Source organism: Arthrobacter gengyunqii, from assembly GCF_023022985.1.
Taxonomy (GTDB): Bacteria; Actinomycetota; Actinomycetes; order Actinomycetales; family Micrococcaceae; genus Arthrobacter_B; species Arthrobacter_B gengyunqii.
Genome location: NZ_CP095461.1, coordinates 1966733 through 1989488, shown reverse-complemented (window position 1 = coordinate 1989488; position 22756 = coordinate 1966733). Strand labels below are relative to the sequence as shown.

The 22756-nt window shown below is 65.3% G+C and carries 23 protein-coding genes; 9 read left to right on the top strand and 14 right to left on the bottom strand.

The window, feature by feature from the left end; genetic code table 11:
- The first annotated feature begins 39 nt into the window (after positions 1-39).
- Positions 40-291: a preprotein translocase subunit SecG gene (secG, locus tag MUG94_RS09085; RefSeq protein WP_227889857.1), complete on the top strand. Its 252-nt coding sequence runs from the start codon at positions 40-42 to the stop codon at positions 289-291.
- A 68-nt stretch (positions 292-359) separates the two neighbouring features.
- On the opposite strand, the gene pgl is transcribed toward secG, so the two are convergent.
- Genes pgl through tkt form a run of 6 tightly spaced genes read right to left on the bottom strand, consistent with a single transcriptional unit; the run spans position 360 to position 8617 of the window.
- A complete protein-coding gene (gene pgl / locus MUG94_RS09080) occupies positions 360-1178 on the bottom strand; it encodes a 6-phosphogluconolactonase (RefSeq protein ID WP_227907934.1) in 819 nt (272 codons plus the stop codon).
- Entirely contained in the window at positions 1178-2113 is a 936-nt protein-coding gene (locus tag MUG94_RS09075; protein WP_227889856.1) for a glucose-6-phosphate dehydrogenase assembly protein OpcA, read from the bottom strand. Before MUG94_RS09075 ends, pgl begins: the two co-directional genes overlap by 1 nt.
- Positions 2110-3654 (bottom strand): glucose-6-phosphate dehydrogenase, encoded by a 1545-nt coding sequence (zwf, locus tag MUG94_RS09070; RefSeq protein WP_227907762.1) that lies wholly within the window; start codon positions 3652-3654, stop codon positions 2110-2112. Before zwf ends, MUG94_RS09075 begins: the two co-directional genes overlap by 4 nt.
- Positions 3655-5283, bottom strand: a complete 1629-nt coding sequence (locus MUG94_RS09065) for a glucose-6-phosphate isomerase (RefSeq protein WP_227907764.1) — start codon at positions 5281-5283, stop codon at positions 3655-3657.
- A gap of 5 nt (positions 5284-5288) precedes the next feature.
- On the bottom strand, positions 5289-6404 hold the full coding sequence (gene tal, locus MUG94_RS09060) for a transaldolase (RefSeq protein ID WP_227907766.1): 1116 nt from the start codon (positions 6402-6404) through the stop codon (positions 5289-5291).
- 23 nt (positions 6405-6427) lie between these two features.
- Positions 6428-8617, bottom strand: a complete 2190-nt coding sequence (gene tkt, locus MUG94_RS09055; protein ID WP_227889852.1) for a transketolase — start codon at positions 8615-8617, stop codon at positions 6428-6430.
- Positions 8618-9057: 440 nt separating this feature from the next.
- Between tkt and MUG94_RS09050 the strand changes: the two genes are divergently transcribed.
- Complete coding sequence (locus MUG94_RS09050) at positions 9058-9954, top strand: heme o synthase (RefSeq protein ID WP_227890288.1); 897 nt, start codon at positions 9058-9060, stop codon at positions 9952-9954.
- Positions 9955-10424: 470 nt separating this feature from the next.
- Here the strand turns inward: MUG94_RS09050 and MUG94_RS09045 are convergent, their stop codons facing one another.
- The 3 genes from MUG94_RS09045 to MUG94_RS09035 are packed head-to-tail and all read right to left on the bottom strand — an operon-like array spanning position 10425 to position 13137.
- Entirely contained in the window at positions 10425-11432 is a 1008-nt protein-coding gene (locus MUG94_RS09045) for a COX15/CtaA family protein (protein ID WP_423724339.1), read from the bottom strand.
- Positions 11433-11437: 5 nt separating this feature from the next.
- Positions 11438-12181, bottom strand: coding sequence for an ABC transporter permease (locus tag MUG94_RS09040; RefSeq protein WP_227889851.1), 744 nt, complete (start codon positions 12179-12181; stop codon positions 11438-11440).
- Entirely contained in the window at positions 12178-13137 is a 960-nt protein-coding gene (locus MUG94_RS09035) for an ABC transporter ATP-binding protein (RefSeq protein ID WP_227907768.1), read from the bottom strand. The genes MUG94_RS09040 and MUG94_RS09035 overlap by 4 nt, the downstream gene beginning before the upstream one ends.
- A gap of 117 nt (positions 13138-13254) precedes the next feature.
- Here MUG94_RS09035 and MUG94_RS09030 point away from each other — a divergent pair, with 117 nt between their 5' ends.
- From MUG94_RS09030 to MUG94_RS09000, 7 genes are all read left to right on the top strand, one after another.
- Positions 13255-14046, top strand: coding sequence for a helix-turn-helix transcriptional regulator (locus MUG94_RS09030; RefSeq protein WP_423724092.1), 792 nt, complete (start codon positions 13255-13257; stop codon positions 14044-14046).
- The gene (gene sufB / locus MUG94_RS09025) at positions 14046-15521 is read left to right on the top strand and encodes a Fe-S cluster assembly protein SufB (RefSeq protein ID WP_104054204.1); all 1476 of its coding nucleotides are present in this window, start codon (positions 14046-14048) and stop codon (positions 15519-15521) included. Before MUG94_RS09030 ends, sufB begins: the two co-directional genes overlap by 1 nt.
- A complete protein-coding gene (gene sufD, locus MUG94_RS09020) occupies positions 15521-16852 on the top strand; it encodes a Fe-S cluster assembly protein SufD (protein WP_227907769.1) in 1332 nt (443 codons plus the stop codon). Before sufB ends, sufD begins: the two co-directional genes overlap by 1 nt.
- A 100-nt stretch (positions 16853-16952) precedes the next feature.
- Positions 16953-17750 (top strand): Fe-S cluster assembly ATPase SufC, encoded by a 798-nt coding sequence (gene sufC / locus MUG94_RS09015; RefSeq protein WP_227889847.1) that lies wholly within the window; start codon positions 16953-16955, stop codon positions 17748-17750.
- A gap of 38 nt (positions 17751-17788) precedes the next feature.
- Positions 17789-18118, top strand: coding sequence for a metal-sulfur cluster assembly factor (locus MUG94_RS09010; RefSeq protein ID WP_104054819.1), 330 nt, complete (start codon positions 17789-17791; stop codon positions 18116-18118).
- 125 nt (positions 18119-18243) lie between these two features.
- Positions 18244-18648: a nuclear transport factor 2 family protein gene (locus tag MUG94_RS09005; protein ID WP_227907771.1), complete on the top strand. Its 405-nt coding sequence runs from the start codon at positions 18244-18246 to the stop codon at positions 18646-18648.
- Between the two features lie 5 nt (positions 18649-18653).
- Positions 18654-19250, top strand: a complete 597-nt coding sequence (locus tag MUG94_RS09000) for an HAD family hydrolase (RefSeq protein WP_247098805.1) — start codon at positions 18654-18656, stop codon at positions 19248-19250.
- On the opposite strand, the gene MUG94_RS08995 is transcribed toward MUG94_RS09000, so the two are convergent.
- The 5 genes from MUG94_RS08995 to MUG94_RS08975 all read right to left on the bottom strand — a co-directional run bounded on the left by MUG94_RS08995 (position 19251) and on the right by MUG94_RS08975 (position 22663).
- Positions 19251-19625, bottom strand: a complete 375-nt coding sequence (locus tag MUG94_RS08995) for an ACT domain-containing protein (protein WP_227907774.1) — start codon at positions 19623-19625, stop codon at positions 19251-19253. It abuts the gene before it with no gap.
- Between the two features lie 66 nt (positions 19626-19691).
- Positions 19692-20594 (bottom strand): KPN_02809 family neutral zinc metallopeptidase, encoded by a 903-nt coding sequence (ypfJ, locus tag MUG94_RS08990; RefSeq protein WP_227907775.1) that lies wholly within the window; start codon positions 20592-20594, stop codon positions 19692-19694.
- A complete protein-coding gene (locus MUG94_RS08985; RefSeq protein ID WP_227907777.1) occupies positions 20591-21265 on the bottom strand; it encodes an energy-coupling factor transporter transmembrane component T in 675 nt (224 codons plus the stop codon). The genes ypfJ and MUG94_RS08985 overlap by 4 nt, the downstream gene beginning before the upstream one ends.
- 10 nt (positions 21266-21275) lie before the next feature.
- The gene (locus MUG94_RS08980) at positions 21276-22043 is read right to left on the bottom strand and encodes an energy-coupling factor ABC transporter ATP-binding protein (protein WP_227907778.1); all 768 of its coding nucleotides are present in this window, start codon (positions 22041-22043) and stop codon (positions 21276-21278) included.
- Entirely contained in the window at positions 22043-22663 is a 621-nt protein-coding gene (locus MUG94_RS08975; protein WP_227889841.1) for a biotin transporter BioY, read from the bottom strand. Before MUG94_RS08975 ends, MUG94_RS08980 begins: the two co-directional genes overlap by 1 nt.
- Between the last annotated feature and the right edge of the window lie 93 nt (positions 22664-22756).

Below are 22756 nucleotides of genomic sequence, written 5' to 3'. Positions count from 1 at the left end.
CACGTCTCCACTCCATGAGTCACCCCCGAAAGGCCGTACGTGGAAATTCTGAAGATTGTCCTGCTGGTTCTTCTTGCCATCACCAGCCTGCTGCTGACGCTGCTCATCCTGCTGCATAAGGGACGCGGCGGCGGTATGTCGGACATGTTCGGCGGCGGCATGACGTCCAGCATGGGCTCCTCCGGTGTGGCCGAACGCAACCTGAACCGCTTTACCGTGGCCCTCGGGCTGTCCTGGGGCCTGGTCATCGTCGCGCTGGGCCTGATTCAGCGCTTCTCCGGCGAAGCCTGAGCCCTCGGCCTTTAACCACAACAGCCCCCGAAGATCCGGAAGGATCTTCGGGGGCTGTTCGTTTTGGCTTAGTCCGCGGCGGCGCCGGTGCCTTCCGGGTCCAGCAGCCGCTCGGGCAGCTGCGAAGCTGCGGACTGGTCGATCAGCCAGCGGGTCTTGGTGCGTCCCCGTGCGCCGGCAGCGGGAACCTGGACGAACCCGGCACCGGCCAGCGCCAGGCCCACGGCCCCGGCCTTGTCCTCGCCGGCAACGGTCAGCCACACTTCTTCGGCGGTGTTGATCGCTTCCATGCTCAGGGACACCCGCTCGGGTGGAGGCTTGGGTGCATTGGAAACGGAGACGACGGTTTCCCCCACCGACCGCACGCCGGCCATTTCGGGAAACAGCGATGCGATGTGGGCGTCGGGGCCAACACCGAGCAGGAGCACATCAAAGCGGGGGAGCCGGTCATCGACCGACTCGAACCCGGGAGCAAGCTTCTCGTCCGCCGCTGCCTCCGCCAGGGCCCGGGCGTAGGCAGCAGCGGCTTCCTCGACGGAATCCACCTCGTCGGACGCCGGAATGGGATGGACCCGGGCGGGATCAACGGGAAGCCGGGAAAGCAGCGCATCGTCGGCCTGGACGGCGTTGCGGTCGCGGGAGTCGGCGGCTAGGAACCGCTCATCCCCCCACCAGAAGTTCACCCGCGACCAGTCCACGGCGCCGCGCGCAGGAGCCGTGGCGACGGCGTCGAGCACGGCAATCCCCACCGTCCCGCCGGTAAGCACCACGGTGGCGACCCCGCGCCGGCTCTGCACGTCCACCAGCTTGGTAATCAGGCGGCCGGCTGTTGCGGCGGTCAAGGCCTGCACGTCCGGGTGAATGCTCACGCCGTTGGGAGAATGCATCATGCGGTTGCCCCTTCTTGGGATAGGCAGGCTGCCAGTCCCTGTGTCAGTACTTCGCCGTAAACCTCGTCCGGATCGAGCCGGCGGAGCTCCTCCGCCAGGCAGTCGCGCAGGTTCCGGCGCGGCAGCGATATCTGCTGCTCCGGCTGGCCGGGCTGGGTCAGATAGGCCGTGATCTGGTCCGGACGCAAAAGTTCCACGTTGCCGCCGTCGCGCTCGAAGACAACGGAGCGGATACCGGTGCCCGCTTCGCCCTCGATGATCTTCACCGGGACCCGGAGGGCATGTTTGAGCCACGCGGCCAGCAGGAAGGTGCTGGCCGAGTCTGAGGCACCCGCCACCGCAACACCGGTCACGGGGTCGGTGCCGGCCCCGTCGAGCACCGCCGCCAGCTGAATCCGCCAGTTGGTCAGCCGGGTCCAGCTGAGGTCCGTGTCACCGTCGGCGTACGCCTCGCCCAGCCCCAGCAGTGCCTTTTTGGGGTCGGCCTCGGTGGCGGCGTCGGTGATGCGGCGATGGGCGATGCAGCCCAGCGGAGTCTGCGCCGGGTTCTCGGGTACGCCGTGGGGCCACCACACCACAATGGGTGCATCGGGCAGGAGGAGCGCCGAGACGAGCGACACGCTTTCCCCGGCGAGCTCGCCGTGCCGGTACAGGACAATCACCTCTGAGGCGCCGGCGTCACCGCCCACGCGGATCTCGGCGTTCAACCGGGTTTCGTCGTCGGCCGAACCGCCGGCCAGCACGATGATGCGGCAGGGGTGCTCCCGGCTGGCCTCGTTGGCAGCGGCAATGGCTTCCTCGACGAAATCGGGCTCGGTGTCCACCACCAGCGTCAGGACGCGCCCGAGGGTAACCACGCCGCCCTTTTCCCGCATGGCCACAATCTCTTTGGATACCTTGGACGTTGTTGTGTCCGGCAGATCTACAATCACGGCCTTCTCCAGGTCCTTCCGTCTTGGGCAAGCAGTTCGTCGGCGGAGTCGGGTCCCCAGCTGCCGGGAGCATACGGCTCCGGCTGGGTGCCCAGGGAGGCCCAGTATTCTTCGAACGGATCGACAATCTTCCAGGACAGTTCCACTTCCTGATGCCGGGGGAACAGCGGCGGCTCGCCCAGCAGCACGTCCAGGATCAGGCGTTCATAGGCTTCCGGGCTGGACTCGGTGAAGGAATGTCCGTAGCCGAAGTCCATCGAGACGTCCCGGACTTCCATCTGCGTGCCGGGAACTTTGGAACCGAACCGGATGGTGGCGCCCTCATCGGGCTGCACACGGATCACTACGGCGTTCTGGCCGAAGTCGTGATCATTGTGGTCACGGAAGAGGAGGTTGGGTGCGCGTTTGAAGACCACGGCAATTTCGGTGACCCGGCGGCCCAGGCGTTTGCCTGCCCGAAGGTAGAACGGCACCCCGGCCCAGCGGCGGGTATTGATGTCCACACGGATGGCGGCGAAGGTTTCGGTGGTGGAATCGGGGTTGAAGCCCTCTTCTTCCAGGAAGCCTGTGACCCTCTCACCGCCCTGCCAGCCGCCGGTGTACTGTCCGCGGGCGGAGTGCTTGGACAGGTCCTCGGGAAGACGGACGGCGGCGAGCACCTTCTCCTTCTCGGCGCGCAGGTGATCGGCGTCGAAAGAGATGGGTTCTTCCATGGCTGTCAGTGCCAGCAGCTGCAGCAGGTGGTTCTGGATGACGTCGCGGGCTGCACCCACGCCGTCGTAGTACCCGGCGCGGCCGCCAATGCCGATGTCTTCGGCCATCGTGATCTGAACGTGGTCCACGAAGTTGGCATTCCAGATCGGCTCGAACAACTGGTTGGCAAACCGCAGCGCCAGGATGTTCTGTACCGTTTCCTTGCCCAGGTAGTGATCGATGCGGAACACCGAATCCGCCGGGAAGACGGACTCCACCACGTTGTTCAGTTCCCGGGCGGACTGCAGGTCATGCCCAAACGGCTTCTCAATGACAACCCGGCGCCACTTGCCTTCGGAGGTTTCGGCCAAGCCGTGCTCAGAGAGCTGCTGGCAGACCTGCTCAAAGGACTTGGGCGGAACGGAGAGATAGAACGCGTGATTTCCGCGGGTCCCGCGCTCCGTGTCCAGGGCTGCCAAGGTGTCTTTGAGCGTGGCAAAGGCTTCATCGCTGTCGAAGCCGCCCTCAACAAAGCGGATACCCTCAGCCAGCTGCTTCCAGACATTCTCATTGAAGTCGGTGCGGGCATAACTCTTCACCGATTCCAGCACCTGCGCGGCAAAGTCCTCGTTGCTCCACGGACGGCGGCCGAAGCCCACCAGGGAGAAGCTGGGCGGGAGCAGACCGCGATTGGCCAGGTCATAGACGGCCGGAATGAGTTTCTTCCGGGCCAGGTCACCGGTGACACCGAAAATCACCAGGGAGGACGGTCCGGCAATGCGCGACAGCCGGCGGTCCCGGGGATCCCTCAGCGGATTGGCGGGACCGGTCTTGTCATCGGAGGCCATTTAGCTGCGTCCGTCTTCCGGGGCCAGGTTCCGAACGGCCGCTTCCAGTTCCCGGACGCCCTGCTCCCGGTCCAGGAAGTTCAGGCGCAGCACCGGCCGGCCCTGGTCCGCCAGGACGGAGGCATCTCCGGCCGCCTGTGCGGTGATCAGCTCCCCGAAGGTGAAGGGCCTGCCCGGGATGTCCAGATCCGCCTGCGGGGCGCCGGTGATCTGAAGGTAGACGCCCTGGGCGGGGCCGCCCTTGTGGAACTGCCCGGTGGAGTGCAGGAAGCGCGGTCCCCAGCCAAACGTCACCGGACGGCCGGTGGCTGCGGCGAGTTCGGGGCGAATGGCCGCCAGCCCTGCCTGCTTGTTCCGGTCCAGGTACGCCTGGACGCTGAGGTAGCCTTCGGATCCGAGCTGTCCCAGCAGGGCGGCCAGGGCTTCAGGAAGGGTACGGGCGCCGCTGAGCAGTTCAGCCGGTCCGCGGACTTCCACGGCTCCGTCGGTGAAGGACGGCTCAGTGGGTTCCGGGCGGGCGTCCAGCATGCCGCGGGCCGCCTTCTTGGCGGCCTCGACGTCGGGCTGGTCGAAGGGGTTGATCGCGAGGAGGCGCCCGGCCACAGCCGTGGCGAATTCCCAGAGGATGATCTGGCCGCCAAGCGACCCGGCCACGACCACCTGGTTGCCTTCGGGGGCGGCGTCAGAGTCCACGGCGACCAGGCGTGCGGTCAGCACATCTGATGCGCCGGACGTGATTTCCGGGGCGCCGGGTTCGACGACGACCGGCAGCAGCCCGGTGCCGAGCTTACCGGTGGATTCGGCGATGAGCTGCTCGGCCCAGTCCGGGAAACCCGCCAGCCCGGAGCCTTCATCCACGATGACAATCTTGTTGCGCAGCGGGTCGGTGCCGCCCAGGGCGGCTCCGAGCTGAAGGCCGATGTTGTCTGCGTCATTGTCGCTGAGGATTTCCAGCGCTTCTTCGGCGTCATCCAGCAGTGCTTCAATGTCGGCTCCGGCCAGGCCGGAGGGAACCAGTCCAAAGGCCGTGAGAGCCGAATAGCGGCCGCCGACGTTGGGGTCGGCGTTGAACACGGCCCGGTAGCCGGCCTCACGGGCCGCACCGTCCAGGGGTGAGCCCGGATCGGTGACAACCACGATGCGGGACTTGGCGTCAATTCCCGCGTCGGTGAATGCCTGTTCAAAGGTGCGGCGCTGGGAGTCGGTCTCCACCGTGGAGCCGGACTTTGAGGAGACCACAATGACGGTCTCGGCAAGGCCGCTGTCCAGGGCGGCCCGGACGGCGTCGGGGTCCGTGGAGTCCAGCACCGTCAGGTCAACTCCGGCGGTGCGGGTGATGACCTCCGGGGCCAGGGAAGAACCGCCCATGCCGGCGAGGACCACGCGGGTCACTCCCTCGGCGGCCAGTTCTTCCCGAAGCCCGCGGATCTGTCCAACGAGCGGCCGGGATGCCTCGGAGGGATTCAGCCAGCCCAGGCGGATGGAAGCCTCCGCTTCGGCGTCGGGACCCCAGAGAGTGGGGTCCTGGGCGAGAAGGCGGGCGGCGACGTCGTCACGCACCAGGGCAGGCGTGTTGTTTTCGACGGCGGCCAGCGCGGCCCCGGCTGCTTCGAAGGACAGTGTGGTCATTTTTCCTATGCCTCTTTCGCGGTATCCAGGGCGGTCTGAACGGTCTCCAGGAGTTCTCCCCAGCTGACCACGAACTTGTCCAGGCCCTCGGTTTCCAGCTGCTCGACGACCTCGTTGTAGGAAACGCCGAGACCGTCCAGTGAATCCAGGACGGCGTTGGACTCCGCGTAGGTGCCGGTGATCGTGTCGCCGGTGACTTCGCCGTGGTCCGCAGTGGCGTTCAGGGTCTTCTCCGGCATGGTGTTGACCGTGTGCGGTGCAACGAGTCCGGTGACGTAAAGGGTGTCCGGCAGTGCCGGGTCCTTGACGCCGGTGGAGGCCCAGAGCGGACGCTGGGCGTTGGCTCCGGCTGCTGCCAGGACCTGCCAGCGCTCTGTGGCGAACTGCTCCTCGAAGACCTGGTATGCCAGGCGGGCGTTGGCCAGGCCGGCCTTGCCCTTGAGTGCCTTGGCTTCGTCGGTGCCGATGCCGTCCAGGCGCTTGTCGATTTCAGCGTCGACGCGGGAGACGAAGAAGGAGGCCACGGAGTGGATCTTGGACAGGTCGTGCCCGTTTTCCTTGGCCTGCTCAATGCCCACCATGTAGGCGTTTATGACCTCGCGGTAGCGCTCGAGCGAGAAGATCAGCGTGACGTTGACGCTGATGCCCGCGGCCAGGGTGGCCGAGATGGCCGGCAGGCCTTCCTTGGTGGCGGGGATCTTGATCAGCACGTTGTAGCGGCCGACCTTGTCGAACAGCTCCTTGGCTTCCTTGATGGTGCCCTCGGTGTCGCGGGACAGGCGCGGGTCCACCTCAATGGAGACGCGGCCGTCAACACCGTGGGTGGCTTCGGCCACGGGGGCGAAGACATCGCAGGCCTGGAGGACGTCATCGGTGGTGATTTCGAAAACGGCCTTGTCCACGTCGGCGCCGGAGCGGGCGAGCTGCTGCACCTGGGCGGCGTAGGACTCGCCGTTGGCCAGGGCCGCGGCGAAAATGCTCGGGTTCGTGGTCACGCCGACGACGTTCTTGCTGTCGATGAGGTCCTTCAGGGAACCCGAGACGATGCGTTCGCGGGACAGGTCGTCCAGCCAGATGGATACGCCGGCTTCGGAGAGCCGTGCGGTGGGTGTGGAAGTCATGAATTGTCTCCTTGTAACTGGAATTACTTCTGGTCGCCGGTCTCGGTGGACTGCTCGCCCGACGGTGCGGCAGTGGTGCCGGCCGGGGGAGCGTCCGTGCCGCGGGCTGCTGCCAGTGAATCGCGTGCAGCCTCGGTGACGGCTTCGGCGGTAATGCCGAACTCGCGGTAGAGGGTCTTGTAATCGGCGGAGGCGCCGAAGTGCTCGAGGGAAACGCTGCGGCCGGCGTCGCCGACCAGCTCACGCCAGCCCTGGGCAATTCCGGCTTCAACCGATACGCGGGCCTTGATGTCCTTGGGCAGGACTGCTTCCCGGTACTGCGCATCCTGCTTGTTGAACCACTCGATGCTCGGCATGGAAACAACGCGGGCGGCAATGCCCTCTGCTGCCAGGGCTTCGCGGGCTTCAACAGCCAGCTGGACCTCGGAGCCGGTGCCCACGAGGATGACGTCGGGCGTCACCACGGCGCCGTCGCGCACTGCCTCGGCCAGGACGTATCCGCCGCGGGACACTCCGTTGGCGGAGGCGAAGGAGTCAGCGGTGGCCGCGCCCTCGCCGCGCTGGTAGGTGGGAATGTTCTGGCGGGTCAGCACGATGCCGGCGGGATTCTCCGTGTTTTCCAGGATCGTCTTCCATGCCACGGCAACCTCGTTGGCGTCGCCCGGGCGGACGACGTCGAGGCCGGGAATGGCCCGCAGCGAGGCCAGCTGTTCCACTGGCTGGTGGGTGGGGCCGTCTTCGCCGAGGCCGATGGAGTCGTGCGTCCATACGTAGATGGAGGGCACGCCCATCAGGGCACCGAGGCGGATGGCCGGGCGCTGGTAGTCGCTGAAGATCAGGAACGTTCCGGAGAATGCACGGGTGTTGCTGTGCATCGTGATGCCGTTGACGATCGCCGCTGCAGCGTGCTCACGGATACCGAAGTGCAGCACGCGGCCGTACGGGTTTCCGGACCAGGCATTGGTCTGCTTGCCGGCCGGGATGAAGGACGGGGAGCCCTCGATGGTGGTGTTGTTGGACTCGGCGAGGTCGGCCGAGCCGCCCCACAGTTCGGGCAGTACCGGGCCGATGGCGGAGAGCACCTTGCCGGATGCGGCGCGGGTGGACATGTCCTTGCCGGCCTCGAACTCGGGCAGCGACTTTTCCCAGCCCTCGGGAAGCGTGCCGTTGCTGATGCGCTCCAGGAGGGCGGCGCCGTCGGGGTTCGAAGCCTTCCACGCCTCAAACCGCTCGTCCCACTCGCGGTGCGCCTCGGAGCCGCGGGAGACGGCTTGGCGTGCATGTTCCAGAACGGCGGTGTCGACGTCGAAGGACTTCTCCGGGTCAAAGCCCAGGACTTCCTTCAGCGCGGCAACTTCATCCTTGCCCAGGGCCGAGCCGTGGATCTTGCCGGTGTTCTGTTTGTTCGGCGACGGCCAGCCGATGATGGTCCGCAGCGAAATGATGGAGGGCTTGTTCGTTTCGGCCTTCGCGGCCAGCAGCGCCTGGTAAAGCTCGTTGACGTCTTCGACGTACTCACCGGTCTTGGTCCAGTCCACGCGCTGGGTGTGCCAGCCGTAAGCTTCGTAGCGCTTGAGCACGTCTTCGGTGAAGGCAATGTCGGTGTCGTCTTCGATGGAGATGTGGTTCTCGTCGTAGATGACGACGAGGTTGCCCAGTTCCTGGTGGCCGGCCAGCGAGGAAGCCTCGCTGGTTACGCCTTCCTGCATGTCGCCGTCGGACGCGATGACCCAGATCGTGTGATCGAACGGGCTTTCGCCCTGCGGTGCGTCAGCGTCCAGCAGGCCGCGCAGGCGGCGCTGGGCGAACGCGAAGCCCACGGAGGAGGCCAGGCCCTGGCCGAGGGGACCGGTGGTGATTTCGACGCCGGCGGTGTGGCGGTACTCGGGGTGGCCGGGGGTCTTGGAGCCCCAGGTGCGCAGTGCCTCGAGGTCTCCGATTTCCAGGCCGTAACCGGAAAGGAAGAGCTGGATGTACAGGGTCAGGGACGTGTGCCCGGGGGAGAGTACGAACCTGTCGCGCCCGGTCCACTGCGGATCCGACGGATCGTGGCGCATCATTTTCTGGAACAGCAGATAGGCCGCGGGAGCCAGGCTCATCGCAGTGCCCGGGTGTCCGTTGCCGACCTTCTCGACGGCGTCCGCTGCGAGGACACGCGCGGTGTCCACGGCCTTCCGGTCCAAGTCAGTCCAGGTCAGTTCTTGCTCTTCCATATGTGGCACGTTTACCGGGCCCCTCTCTACTACAGATGACCGGCGCCCTGGGGCGCCGGAGACTCCTGGACGCACTGGTTATCCAGTGCATCCGGTTCCTTTACAACAACAACAGGCCGAAGCGGTAAATCCTTACCGCACTTCGGCACATTTTTATCCTGTCCGGTCCTGCGTGGTGCTGTCCGGCAGCCATTTGCGTGCTGCGGGAAAGGTCCGCTCCAACCTTATCCCGTAGGCAGTGCCAATGGGCGTATCGTTTCTTTGAGGGGGACTCCGGGCGGCGGATGGGGGCGCTCAGGAGTACGGCAGTGCAGTGCTTCGTTTTCTACAGCCGATAGAGGCTATGATGATGGTGGACTTTTCCGGCCCAGATTGGATGATGTGATCGCCCCGTGACAACGCAGCAAGCCCCCGCCAACCTTCCGGTGCACACCGGCAAGATGACGGCAGGCCGTAAGCTCCGGGCCTACGTGGCGCTCACCAAGCCCCGGGTCATCGAACTGCTGCTGGTGACCACGCTGCCCACCATGATTTTTGCCGAGCGCGGACTTCCGGGCCTGTGGCTCATTCTGTTCACCATGGTGGGCGGAGCCCTTGCTGCAGGCAGCGCCGGTGCCTTCAACTGCTACATTGACCGCGACATGGACAAGTTGATGCAGCGGACCAAGAACCGTCCGCTGGTCACCGGTGAAGTGTCCCCGCGCGAAGCGCTCGTGTTTGCCTGGGTGCTGGGCATCATTTCCATCGCACTGCTGTGGTTCGGCGCCAACCCGCTGACCGGCCTGCTCGGCGTCGGTGCCATCCTTCTGTACGTGGTCTTCTACACGCTGATCCTCAAGCGCCGCACCACCCAGAACATTGTCTGGGGCGGGGCTGCCGGCTGCATGCCGGTGCTGATTGCGTGGGCCGCCGTCACCAACAAGGTGGAGTGGCCGGCAATCATCCTGTTTATGATCATCTTCCTGTGGACGCCGCCGCACTACTGGCCGCTGTCCATGAAATACGGCGAGGATTACCGCAACGCCTCCGTGCCGATGCTCGGTGCCGTGGCCGGCGCCAAGCTCGTGTCCGTCCAGGTTGTCCTGTACGCGTACGCCACGGTGGCCTGCTCGCTGCTTCTGATTCCGGTGGGCGGCGCAGGCTGGGTCTACACGGTGGCAGCCGTGCTGTCCGGTGTCTGGTTCCTGGTGGAAACGCACCGTCTGCATAGCCGTGCGCAGCAGGAGAACCTCACGGACAAGAGCGCCATGAAGGTCTTCCACGGCTCCATCAGCTATCTGACCATCCTGTTCCTGGCTCTGGCCATCGACCCGTTTGTGGGCGGCCCGCTGCTGTAGGACGAAGCCGCATGCCGGCTCTGCCCCCTGAAGGACCGGAGGAAACTCCGGTCCTTTTTTATTCGCGGGGTCTCCGGCCGGCTCTATTGTGCAGATCAAGGCTTTGGCGGAATCCTTCGTGCAGATCAGGGCTTTGGGGATATCTATCGTGCAGATAAAGGGCCCAAAACGTCCGACACAGGGGTTTTGGTCCCATTATCTGCACGAAGGAATGTGGGAGAGCCCGTTATCTGCACGATAGATGCAGTGCCGGGGTGCTCGGTCCCGCCGTCTGCACGATGGATGCAGCGCCGTCGCCCGCCTGTCTGGCGGGGTCCCCGCTCCACCCTCAATCGATTCGGCTCTGCTGCCACTTTGGGATATCCCAAAGTGGCAGTAAAAACACCATGGGCCGGACTCCCGAAGGAATCCGGCCCATGGCGAGTGGCTTACAGCCCTACACTGCTCTCAGCTCTCAACGGCGTGGCAGCCTACCGCCGTACGTCGGTCCTGGAAGCAGCAGCGGCAGAGGCGCCGTCATCCTGGCCGGGAACCTGCCGCGAGAACCCGGTGAAGACCGCATGGGCGGCGGCGGCAGTCAGCAGCGAGGCGCCCAGCATGTGCAGTCCCACCAGCACAATCGGCAGGTGCAGGAAATGCTGGGTATAGCCGATGGCGGCCTGGATCAGGACCACAACGGTCAGCAGCAGCAGCGAGGAACGCAGGCGTCCGTCGGTCGCGTGGCGGTACACCAGGTACAGGGCCACAACGAGGGCAAAAACGAGCAGGTAGACGGGCACCACGTGCAGGCGGGTCACCAGGTCAGGATCAAAGCCGTTGCGTGCCGCTCCGTGGTCTCCGGCGTGGGGACCGGACCCGGTGACAACGACGCCGAGCAGCACCGACAGCGCGGAGAGGACCCCCAGGGCTCCCAGCAGCGGACGCAGGGTGCGCGTTGCCAGCGGGCCGTTGGCTGACGCCACCTGCCGCGGTGACAGCCAGGCGCGGTTGACCAGGATGGTCGCCAGGACAATGAGCACCATCGAGACGATGAAGTGTCCTCCCACAATCCACGGATTCAGTCCGGTCCAGACGGTGATGCCGCCCAGCAGGGCCTGCGCGGGGATTCCGGCCAACAGGGCAACCGACAGTTTGAACAGGTCACGGCGCTCGGCACGGATTTTCCAGATGCTGAACACCATGGCAAAGGCAACGGCAGCCAGGACGAAGGTCAGTGTCCGGTTACCGAACTCGATGATCCCGTGGATACCCATTTCCGGGGTGGTGGTCAGGGAATCGGGTGTGCACAGCGGCCATTCGGGGCAGCCCAGCCCGGAGGCTGTCAGGCGCACGGCGCCGCCGGTGACGACAATCCCGATGTTGGCGACCAGCGAGGCAACGGCAAAGCCGCGCACCGTCTTGTTCACTGCAGGCAGGTTCTCCGCGGACGGCGAAGACACGACGGGCGATGAGGCGCGGCCGGAAGATGTGGATGACACGGAATTCAGCTCCATTTGAACCAGCGGACAGCAGCAAGGCCACCCAGGATTGTCCACGCCAGAAGTATCAGCGTGGCGGGAATATTAAAAGCGGAGTCGATCAGAGCGGAGCGCATGGCTTCACCCAGTGCAGCCGACGGCAGGATCTCGACGAAGGGTTGCATGATCTCAGGCAGGTTGCCGGCCGGGATGATGATGCCGCCGACGGCTGCCAGGAGGATCCAGAGCAGGTTGGTCACGGCGAGAGTCGCTTCCGGCCGTGCGGTGCCGGCTACGAGCAGGCCCAAAGCGGTGAAGGCCGCCGCACCGATCAGCAGTGACACAAGACCCAGCGGGATTCCGGTCCAGGAAGGTTCCCAGCCCAGGAAAGCGGCCACAATGCTCACCACCACCACTTGGATGGCCAGGACGGCGACGACGGCGATTCCCTTGCCGGCAATGAGGCCGGCCTTGCCCAGCGGCGTGGTGGACAGGAACCGCAGGACACCGTAGCGGCGGTCAAAGCCGGTGGCGATTCCCTGGCCGGTGAAGGCGGTGGACATCGCGCACAGGGCCAGGATTCCCGGCGTCGCCATGTTCACGCGCGAGGTGCCGTATCCGTCCAGGATCGGAGTTACGGACAAAGCGATCAGAGCCATCAGCGGCAGGAAGACAGCCAAGATCAGCTGTTCGCCGTTGCGCAGCATGGTGATCGCTTCGTAGCGCCCCTGGTTCAGGATGCGTACGGGCAGGGAAGCGGGGGCGCTCATCGGATTTCCCTTCCGGACAGGTCGAGGAAGACGTCTTCCAGGGAACGCGATGCCATGTGGATGGCGGAGGGAAGGACGCCAAGGCGTGCCCACCAGGCGGAAAGCGCGGCAATATCACCAGGGGTGATGGCTCCGCGCAGCGTGTAGTGTCCGGGCGCGGATTCCCGAGCAACCAGATGGGGGAGCCCGACGGCGGCCACATCAAGTCCCGGTGCGGCGTCAAAGGTAAGCAGCCGCTGGTCAGCCAGCTCGTCGGTCTGCGCCGTGAGCTCGGCTACGGTGCCCTGCGCCACCGTCTTGCCGGCGTCAATGATGTAGACGTAGTCGGCGAGCTTCTGTGCATCGTCCATCAGGTGGGTGGTGAGGATGATTCCCAGGCCGTCATCGCGCAGCTCGGAGATGAGGTCAAAGACAATCTGCCGGGATTGCGGGTCCAGTCCGGCGCTGGGCTCATCCAGGAACAGGACTTCCGGGCGGCCAACCAGCGCGGCCGCCATGGCCAGGCGCTGCTTCTGTCCGCCGGAAAGCCTTCGGATGTTGGAGTTGGCGAAGCTGCCGATGCCAAGCCGGGCCACCAGTTCATCCACGGGGCGCGGGTCCGCGTACATGGAGGCGATGTGGTGCAGGAGCGGCACCGGCCGCGCCGACGGAGGCAGGCCGCCGTCCTGGAGCATGACGCCCACCCTGCTGCGCAGTTCTGCCCCCGCACCGTAGGGCTCTTGTCCCAACAGGCGCACTTCGCCGCCGTTGATGGACTGCAGACCCTGGGCGCATTCCAGAGTCGTGGTTTTGCCGGCGCCATTGGCGCCAAGCAGGGCTGTGACTGAACCGCGGCGGGCGGAAAAATCGACGCCGGCCAGTACCCGGATCATCTTGCCGTCGAGACCGGCCACCGGGCCGCAGTCCTTGATCAGGCCTTTTATGGACAGGCAGGGTTCATCGTTGGGCACCGTCATATTCTACGTTAGGTAGTACGGGGCGATGCACCCCGGGTCGTGATCTCCGGGCGCGGGCTGCCGGTGGGTAGCCTGTCCTTACTGGCAGGGAGGAACAAATTAGGTCATGCTTGTGTTGTGTATTCTGTGAGTAACTCTGAGCCGAAGGCAGTCGCCAAGCCGGCAGCAGCCCGCGAAGCGGAGGAACGCACCCGGGACCGTGTCCTGGGCGCGGTGCTCGAGCATGGCCCGGTGAGCGCAGCGGAGCTCGGCGAACGGCTGGGGTTCACCCCCGCGGCGGTTCGGCGGCACCTCGACGCGCTTTCCGCAAAGGGGCTGATCGAAGTCAAACGGGTGAACAATCCGTCTTCGGGAGCCGGACGGCCGGCACGCCGGTATGTCCTGAGCAAGCAGGGACAGGCGTATCTGGGTAATGATTACCTGGACATCGCCACCGAAGCCCTGCGCCAGCTCGGCCTCGCAGCGGGTCCCGAAGCGATCGAGAAATTCGCCGCAGAACGCTTTGCCCGGATGGAAGAACGCTACCGTCCGGTTGTCGAAGCGGCCGGTCCCGCCGTTCAGGACAAAGCCGAAGCCCTGGCAGCGGAGCTGACCAAGGACGGGTTTGTCGGTTCGACCACCCTGATCGGGACCGCCAAGCAGCCCAGCACACTGCTCAGCGTCCAGCTGTGCCAGGGGCACTGCCCCATCCAGGGACTTGCCAGTTCCTACACGGTCTTCTGCGACAAGGAAACCGAAGTTTTTGCCCGACTGCTGAACGTGGATGTCCGTCGACTTTCCACGCTCTCCCGCGGCGGGCACGTTTGTACGACCCACATACCCGTGGGCCGCACCAGGTCCGAGGCGCACGTTCCCGTGCACGCCGAAACCAACCAGTCCACATCCATTCATCAGCAAGAAAGGCCGTGATGACGGATCAAGCAACCCAGAAGTCAACGGCGCCCGCAGCGGTGCCGGATTCTGTGATTTCAGACATCCTGGAGAAAAACCCCGAACTCGAGGGCATCGGTACCTACGAATACGGATGGGCCGACTCCGACGTCGCGGGTTCAAACGCCCGACGCGGACTCAGCGAGGAAGTTGTCCGGGACATCTCGGCGAAGAAGAACGAACCCCAGTGGATGCTGGATCTGCGCCTGAAGGGCCTCAAGTACTTCGACCGCAAGCCCATGCCCACCTGGGGTGCAGACCTCTCCGGCATCGACTTCGACAACATCAAGTACTTTGTGCGCTCCACGGAGAAGCAGGCCAACACCTGGGAAGACCTGCCCGAGGACATCCGCAACACGTACGAGAAGCTCGGCATCCCCGAAGCTGAGCGCGGCCGTCTGGTGTCCGGCGTCGCAGCGCAGTACGAGTCCGAGGTTGTGTACCACCAGCTCCGCGAGGACCTGGAACGCCAGGGAGTCATCTTCCTGGACACGGACACCGCGCTGAAGGAACACCCGGAGATGTTCCAGGAGTACTTCGGAACGGTCATCCCCGTGGGCGACAACAAGTTCGGCTCGCTGAACACTGCCGTATGGTCCGGCGGTTCCTTCGTTTACGTCCCCAAGGGCGTCCACGTTGAAATCCCGCTGCAGGCCTACTTCCGCATCAACACGGAAAACATGGGCCAGTTCGAGCGCACCCTGATTATTGCGGACGAGGACTCCTACGTTCACTACATTGAGGGCTGCACCGCGCCGATCTACACCTCGGACTCCCTGCACTCCGCCGTGGTGGAAATCATCGTGAAGAAGGGCGCCCGCGTCCGCTACACCACCATCCAGAACTGGTCCAACAACGTGTACAACCTGGTGACCAAGCGCGCCATTGCGCACGAGGGCGCCACCATGGAATGGATCGACGGCAACATCGGCTCCAAGGTCACCATGAAGTACCCGGCTGTCTACCTGGTCGGCGAGCACGCCAAGGGAGAGACCCTGTCCATCGCCTTCGCCGGCGAGGGCCAGCACCAGGACACCGGATCCAAGATGGTCCACATTGCCCCGAACACCAAGAGCTCCATCATCTCCAAGTCCGTGGCCCGCGGCGGCGGCCGTGCCGCCTACCGCGGCCTGGTCCAGGTCCGCGAAGGCGCCAAGCACTCGGCAAACACCGTGCGCTGCGACGCCCTGCTGGTGGACACCATCTCCCGCTCTGACACGTACCCGTACGTGGACATCCGCGAAGATGACGTCACCATGGGCCACGAAGCCACCGTTTCCCGCGTCAGCGAGGAACAGCTGTTCTACCTCATGTCCCGCGGCCTTCCCGAGGACGAGGCAATGGCAATGATCGTGCGCGGCTTTATTGAGCCGATCGCCCGTGAACTGCCGATGGAATACGCCCTTGAACTCAACCGCCTCATCGAACTCCAGATGGAAGGAGCCGTCGGTTAATGTCGAAGCTTAACGACGTCGTCGAAAACGTGACCGAAAAGGTCAGCAATGCAGTAGGGGAAGTCAAGGCCCGGATTGGCGCGCCCTCAGGGGACAGCCGTGTCCGGATTGACGGATTCACGGAAGAGGGCGAAAACCTTTCTCCGCTGAATGAATCCTCCTCGGTTCTTGGCGGCGACAGCAGCAAGTCCCACAGCCACGGCGCCGGGGCGGGAATTCCGGACAGCTCACGCGCCGGACGCCTGACCTCCTATCACCGCGGTGACTTCGGCAAACTGACCGGACGTGAAGAAGACTGGCGGTTCACCCCGCTCAAGCGCCTGCGCGGCCTGCACACCGCCGAACTCACCGGCACCGCGCCCGAGGTGGCCGTTGTGGCGCCCGACGGCGTCGTGGTGGAGAACGTGGCCCGCACCGACGCCCGCATCGGTTCGGCCGGCATCCCCGAGGATCTCGTGGCAGCAGCCGCCTGGGAAGCCTTCACCGAAGCCACCGCCGTTACCATTCCGGCCGAAACCGTCGTCGAGGGCAGCACCACGCTGACCATGACCGGTGCCGGCAAGGACCCGGCGTCCCAGCACATCGTGATCACCGCGCAGAAGTTCTCCAAGGCCGTGGTGGTCTTGGACCACAAGGGCTCGGCCACGCTGTCCCAGAACGTGGAAATCGTCGTCGAAGACGGTGCTGAACTGACCGTTGTGTCGGTTCAGGATTGGGACGACGACGCCGTCCACGCCTCCGCGCAGTACGCCAAGATTGGCCGCGACGCGAAGTTCAAGCACGTTGTCGTCAGCCTCGGCGGCGACCTGGTGCGGATCACGCCGTCGTCCCGCTTCACCGCCACCGGCGGTGACGTGCAGATGTTCGGTCTCTACTACGCCGACGCCGGCCAGCACCTGGAACAGCGCCTGTTCGTGGACCACGCAGTGCCTAACTGCAAGTCCCGCGTGATGTACAAGGGCGCTCTGCAGGGCCGCGATGCACACACCGTCTGGGTAGGTGACGTCCTGATCCGCAAGGAGGCAGAAGGCACCGACACATACGAGGTCAACCGCAACCTGCTGCTGACCGACGGCGGCCGCGCCGACTCCGTGCCGAACCTGGAAATCGAAACCGGACTGATCGAGGGTGCCGGCCATGCCAGCGCCACCGGCCGTTTCGATGACGAGCACCTGTTCTACCTGATGGCACGCGGCATCCCCGAGGATGTTGCCCGCCGCCTGGTGGTCCGCGGGTTCCTCAACGAGATCATCCAGCAGATCAAGGTTCCGGCACTGGAAGAGCGGCTCACCGAGGCCGTCGAGCGCGAGCTCGCAGCAGTCGAGAGCTAGCAGCGTTTCCCGGGAGCCGCACGGCTCCCGGGGGACCGCCCCAACACTTTTTGAAGCTTAAATACGCACCAGAGCGTGCAAAGGAGAAAGCGTAACTCGTATGTCTACTCTTGAGATCAAAGATCTTCACGTCAGCATTTTGACCGAACAGGACGTCAAAAAGCAGATCCTGAAGGGCGTCAGCCTGACCATCAACACCGGTGAGACGCACGCCATCATGGGCCCCAACGGCTCCGGCAAGTCAACCCTGGCCTCCACCATCGCCGGGCACCCGCGCTACATCGTGGACAGCGGCTCCATCACGCTCGACGGCGAAGACGTCCTGTCCATGAGCGTTGACCAGCGTGCCCGCGCCGGTCTCTTCCTGGCCATGCAGTACCCGGTGGAGGTTCCCGGCGTCACCATGACCAACTTCCTGCGCACCGCCAAGACTGCGCTCGACGGTGAAGCCCCCTCCCTGCGCCACTGGACCAAGGACGTCAAGGCTGCCATGAGCCAGCTGCGCATCGATGCCGACTTCGCGTCGCGCAACGTCAACGAAGGCTTCTCCGGCGGTGAGAAGAAGCGCGTGGAGATCCTCCAGCTCGAGCTCTTCCGCCCGAAGTTTGCCATCCTGGACGAGACGGACTCCGGCCTGGACGTTGACGCCCTCAAGGTTGTCTCCGAAGGCGTCAACCGCGAGCACTCCAAGGGCGAAATGGGCACGCTGCTCATCACGCACTACACTCGCATCCTGCGCTACATCAAGCCGGACTTCGTTCACGTCTTCGTTGACGGCCGGATCGCCGAACAGGGTGGCCCGGAACTTGCCGACCGCCTGGAAGAAGAAGGCTACGACCGCTTCACCGGCGCCAACGCCACAGCGGCCACCGCCACGGCCAACGCCCTGAAGGCCTAGGCACCACCCTGACCGATACAACTGCACAGGAGCAGATGATGAGTGAGCCGAACCTGGCCCAGACGTCCCTGGAGGACATCGAAGAGGCCCTGAAGGACGTCATCGACCCCGAGCTGGGCGTGAACGTCGTTGACCTGGGGCTGCTCTACGGCCTGCGGTATGCGGACGACGGCGCGCTGCTGATCGACATGACGCTGACCACCGCCGCCTGCCCGCTCACCGATGTCATCGAAGAGCAGGTTGGCCAGGCACTGGACGGCGTTGTGGATGACTGGCGCCTGAGCTGGGTCTGGATGCCGCCGTGGGGTCCCGAGAAGATCACTGACGACGGCCGCGACCAGATGCGCGCGCTGGGCTTCAACATCTAGAGAACGTGCACCAGGAGCAGGGCCGCTTTCCCGTGAAACGGGGGAGCGGCCCTGCTCTTTTTTGCGGCCCGGGGATGCTAGCGTCTGCGCCATAGGACAAACGCGAGAATCCACCAGGGGACCACATGAACACTGCTCCGCATTTTCACGATGACTACATGGCGGCCTGGAACGAGGCCATGGCTTCCGGGGACAGCGCCCCCATCGAGGCCTTTCTGTCACCGGATTATCACGGCTGGCTGGGACACGTTGCAGCCATGGCCCATCCGTTTGACGGCGACGCCGCGCGGAAGGGTTTCCTGGACGCGGTCTCGGGCATGCGCGGCAGCACCGTGCATGCCGCGTTCCGGACCGTTGCTCCCCGGGGGCCCGATGAGGCCGTCGTCTGCTACGAAATGACCTACCGCAGCGGCCCCGCGGTCACCGGCAGGGCCCTGCTGATGGAATCCTGGCAGCTGGCGGACAACCGGTGGACGCTCCGGCGTGATTTTACCGAGGTCAATATCGGAGAGCCGGCAGCGCAGCAGTGACACCGTTGTCCCGTTCCGGAACCTGGTATCTGTTCGACTACGGCATGGTTCTTTCCACCCAACCGGAACCGGCTGACTGGGCTGCGCTGGAACGGGAAACCGGGACGCAGCTGGCAGCGGCGTCGAGTCCCTACTGGAGGCACCGGGAGGATTACGACGCCGGCACCCATACGCCCGCCGAATACTGGACCCGGGTGCTGGGCGCCCCGGTGAGCGCGGAGCAGCTGCAGGTGCTGGAGGATCTGGACGCCAAGCAGTGGGCGCACCTGAATCCGGACACCATGGCTGTGCTGGAAACCCTGTCCGGTGAGGGCGCGCAGCTGGCGCTGCTCTCCAACATGCCGGCCCGGATGTCCGCCCGCTACCTTCAGGAATCCCCGTGGGCAGCGCACTTCGCCCGCACCTACTTCAGCGGGCAGCTGGGCATGATCAAGCCTGACCGCCGGATTTTCGTTCATGTTCTGGACGAGTTGGGAGCTGCTCCTGAAGACGTTGTCTTCATTGACGACAACGTCCGGAACATTGAGGCTGCCCGGGCGCTGGGTCTGCAGACGGTACATTTCGGCCCGAGAACGGATCTGCGGCGCGAGCTGGCGAAATAACTAGACCGGCTCATCGACCAGCAGTGTGACGCTGTGGCCGGCTGCCCGCAGAGCGGCAGCTGCAGCCGCAGCATCCCGTACCAAAAAGTAGTCGGTGTCCACCGTTGCCACTACGAATACGCTGAGGCCGGCGGCTGCCAGGGGCGACGCCACTGAGGCGGCGATCCCGGGGATATCCAGGGAAAACTGCTGGCCAATGCCCAGGCAGTCCCACTCGCCGTCGACTTTGACCTCCGCGGGGACGGCCTGCCGGGGCACGATGAGGGAGAGCTCGCTTTGCGTCCGGGTGATGGAGGAGAAGCTGACGATGCCGGTGGACCATGACGGCAGCTTCTCCCGTGCATCCAGCTGGACCATGACATAGCGGTCAGGCATTTGACGTAAACGCAGCTTTTTCACAGTTGGCCTCTTTCGGTCGCAGAGCCGAACACTTTTCCGGGCCTAGGGGTTGTCCAGATCCGCAGCGCTGAACGTGTCACAGGAGGCGATGCTGCCGCCGTCGTAGCCCTGCATGAACCAGGCCTGCCGCTGGTCGCCGGAGCCGTGCGTCCAGCTCTCCGGATTCACTTGGCCGGTGGCCATGGACTGGATCCGGTCATCACCAATCGCTGACGCGGCCGAGAGGGCATCCTGAATGTCCGTTGCCGTCAACTCCGCCAGGAAGGGTTCGGCGCTGCCCGGGGCCGGCACCGAAGCGGCGTTGCCCGCCCAGAGTCCGGCGTAGCAGTCTGCCTGCAGTTCGGTCCGCACCGCTGCGGAATCGGCACCGCGCGGATCGGACGCCGAAGCACCCAGCACGCCGGTCAGGTTCTGGATGTGGTGCCCAAACTCGTGGGCCACCACGTACTCCTGCGCCAGCGGGCCGCCGGAGGCACCGTATTGGGCCACGAGCTCATCGAAGAACGCCGTGTCATAGTAGGTCTGCTCATCCGCCGGGCAGTAGAAGGGGCCAACAGCGCTGGTCGCTGATCCGCAGGCGGTGTCGGTGCGTCCGCTGAAGAGGGCAACGCCCGGTTCGGTGTAGGTCATTCCTTCGGCCGCCAACGCCGGACCCCAGTAGCTGTCCAGGCTCTCGGCGGTTCCGACAATCCGGCAGTCCAGGCGCTCGTTCGCGTCCGCCCCGTCCAGGCATTCGGAGATGCTCTCCGAATAGCCGGAGCCGGCCCCGGCGGGACTGCCGCCGTCGCTCAGGCCCAGGCCGTCCACCACATCCGATCCGAAGATCAGTGACAGGATCAGGATCAGCCCACCGCCGAGCCCCCCGCCCACAGCAATACCTTTGCCTTTGCCCCGCCGGTCGCTGACCCGGGAGGAGTCAAGCCGTGCATTTTCGTTAAAACTCATTCCGCAATTATCCCCCGACCGTCAGCATGCTGGTGTTCAGGTGCCTTCGGAGTTCCGGCGGCCTCGCCGATGCCGCGGGCAGCCAGGGCGTCGCCGGTCTGCTGGGCGTAGGCCACGGCTCGGATGACCACGGGAACAGTGAGGGCACGGGGGTTCCGCTCCAGGCCGCGCGCCATGGCGGAGTGGCGCACGTCCTGAGCTGAGCCGAGCAGGAACGGGATGCTGCGCATCATCAGGGCCAGCGTCAACCCAAATCGTTCCGGATCCGCACCGACAAAGCGGAATGGGCCGGCCAAGGCCACCAGGCCGTCCAGCAGTTCCTGCAGGGGCGTGGTGAGGGTCAACAGCCGGGCGGCAGCCACGCAGGACACAATGTTCCCCACCACCAGCAACGCCGCGGCAGGTCCGCTGGACCACGCCTGGAAGGCGCCCAGCAGCAGGAGGACCGGCCACATCAGTTTCAGGGGGCGCCACGCTTCCGGAAGCAGCCTCGCTGCGGCATACGCTCCGAGAACCAGCAGGAGTGCTGCGCCCAGCAGCGGCAGCGAACGAAAGGTGAGAAGAACAGCGGACAGCACGACGACGGCGGCAGCCTTCAGCCCCAGCGGCGCCCGGTGCACGGGGGATCGTCCGGCGCGGTAGGCGCCGAGCAGGTGAGCCGAGCCCCTCACGGCCGGCTGCTCACTGCGTACCCTGCATGGCCGGCCCGCTGCCGGATCCCAACGCCAGGGTTCGGTAGGCGGCCAGCGCGGCATGGGGGGCGCCGTCGAACACGATCCTGCCGTCCTCAACCACCAGGATCCGTTCCGCATCGGCGGCGAAGTCCAGATCATGCGTGGTGTAGATGATCTGCTGCGGCAATCCGGCAAAGATCCGGCGGAGCCCGGCGGTGTTGCGCAGGTCCAGCAGGGTGCTGGGCTCATCGGCCACCAGGACGTCCGGTTCAACGGCCAGCACCGAGGCCAGTGCCATCAGCTGCCGTTCTCCGCCGGACAGGTCATAGATGCTGCGGTCCGCCAGTTCCAGCAGTCCGAAGGCCGCCAATCTCTCCTCCGCCGCGGCCCTCCGCTCCGTCCGGTTGCGGATGGACGCGCGCAGGGAGAGCTCGACGTCGTCGCGCCCAGTGGGCATGACCAGCTGGGAGAGGGGATCGGTGAAGACAAAACCCACCCGGCGGCGGACCCGGTTGCCGTGCCGCAGCGTGTCCAGGCCGTCCACAGTCACCGTGCCGGTGTCCGGGGCCAACAGTCCGTTGAGCAGTTTCAGCAGCGTCGATTTTCCGGAGCCGTTGGCGCCGATGACCGCGATCCGGGGTTCGTCCAGATCCAGGTTCAAGGGGTGGAGGATCGGACCGGGGGTGCTGCCGGCGTCAAGGCCGCCGGCGGCGGGCAGGGAAGAAGGGTCGGGGGAGCGGAGCACTGACACGTCCCGCAGGCGGATCCGGACCATCAGCGGCTCTTGGCTGCCAGGCGGGGGAAGGCCGTGAAAACGCTGACGCCCACGGCTGCCGCGAGCAGGTTCTTGAGCACATCGCCCGGCCAGAATGCCATGTCAGCGGCCAGCGCCGCCGGGAATTCGAGCTTGGCGTTGAGCATCAGCCCGGCGATGCCCATCGGGTGAACGAAGATAAAGCTGGCGGCCATGGCGGATGCGAACAGCAGCAGGAAACGCGTTCGGCGGCCGCGGCGCAGGGCCGCCCGTGACAGCAGTCCTACAGTGAAGGAGGCGGGCACAAAGGCCAACAGGTAACCGGCCGAGGGACCGGCCAGCACTCCCAGGCCTCCGCTGAACCCGCTGAAGACGGGGAGCCCGGCCAGGCCCGCCGCCAGGAACAGGGCAACGGCGGCGGCTCCGCGGGAAGCTCCCAGAATGATGCCGGCCAACATCACGGCCAGGGTCTGGAGCGTAATGGGAACCCCGGCGCCCAGGGGAACGCCGGGCAGCAGCGAGAACGAGGCAACCAAAGCAGCAAAGACGGCAATCAGGGAGAGGTCCGTAGCGGTCCAGTGCCGACGGAGGGCCTGCCCCCGGGGGGAAGGAGCCGCAGCTTTGGCGGACGAAGTGCTCATCTGGTCTCGTTTCGTAGCACGTCTACAAGCGGGGTCAGCGGTGCTTCGCGGCACCGCAATATTTCTTGTCGACCATAACCGTGCGGCGCCCTA

Bases quoted from the DNA above. Each gene is read 5' to 3' on its own strand.
- pgl (WP_227907934.1), bottom strand. From the start codon at position 1,178: ATGCATTCTCCCAACGGCGTGAGCATTCACCCGGACGTGCAGGCCTTG.
- zwf (WP_227907762.1), bottom strand. From the start codon at position 3,654: ATGGCCTCCGATGACAAGACCGGTCCCGCCAATCCGCTGAGGGATCCC.
- MUG94_RS09065 (WP_227907764.1), bottom strand. From the start codon at position 5,283: ATGACCACACTGTCCTTCGAAGCAGCCGGGGCCGCGCTGGCCGCCGTC.
- tal (WP_227907766.1), bottom strand. From the start codon at position 6,404: ATGACTTCCACACCCACCGCACGGCTCTCCGAAGCCGGCGTATCCATC.
- tkt (WP_227889852.1), bottom strand. From the start codon at position 8,617: ATGGAAGAGCAAGAACTGACCTGGACTGACTTGGACCGGAAGGCCGTG.
- MUG94_RS09050 (WP_227890288.1), top strand. From the start codon at position 9,058: ATGACGGCAGGCCGTAAGCTCCGGGCCTACGTGGCGCTCACCAAGCCC.
- MUG94_RS09040 (WP_227889851.1), bottom strand. From the start codon at position 12,181: ATGAGCGCCCCCGCTTCCCTGCCCGTACGCATCCTGAACCAGGGGCGC.
- MUG94_RS09035 (WP_227907768.1), bottom strand. From the start codon at position 13,137: ATGACGGTGCCCAACGATGAACCCTGCCTGTCCATAAAAGGCCTGATC.
- sufB (WP_104054204.1), top strand. From the start codon at position 14,046: ATGACGGATCAAGCAACCCAGAAGTCAACGGCGCCCGCAGCGGTGCCG.
- sufD (WP_227907769.1), top strand. From the start codon at position 15,521: ATGTCGAAGCTTAACGACGTCGTCGAAAACGTGACCGAAAAGGTCAGC.
- sufC (WP_227889847.1), top strand. From the start codon at position 16,953: ATGTCTACTCTTGAGATCAAAGATCTTCACGTCAGCATTTTGACCGAA.
- MUG94_RS09010 (WP_104054819.1), top strand. From the start codon at position 17,789: ATGAGTGAGCCGAACCTGGCCCAGACGTCCCTGGAGGACATCGAAGAG.
- MUG94_RS09005 (WP_227907771.1), top strand. From the start codon at position 18,244: ATGAACACTGCTCCGCATTTTCACGATGACTACATGGCGGCCTGGAAC.
- MUG94_RS08995 (WP_227907774.1), bottom strand. From the start codon at position 19,625: ATGCCTGACCGCTATGTCATGGTCCAGCTGGATGCACGGGAGAAGCTG.
- ypfJ (WP_227907775.1), bottom strand. From the start codon at position 20,594: ATGAGTTTTAACGAAAATGCACGGCTTGACTCCTCCCGGGTCAGCGAC.
- MUG94_RS08980 (WP_227907778.1), bottom strand. From the start codon at position 22,043: ATGGTCCGGATCCGCCTGCGGGACGTGTCAGTGCTCCGCTCCCCCGAC.
- MUG94_RS08975 (WP_227889841.1), bottom strand. From the start codon at position 22,663: ATGAGCACTTCGTCCGCCAAAGCTGCGGCTCCTTCCCCCCGGGGGCAG.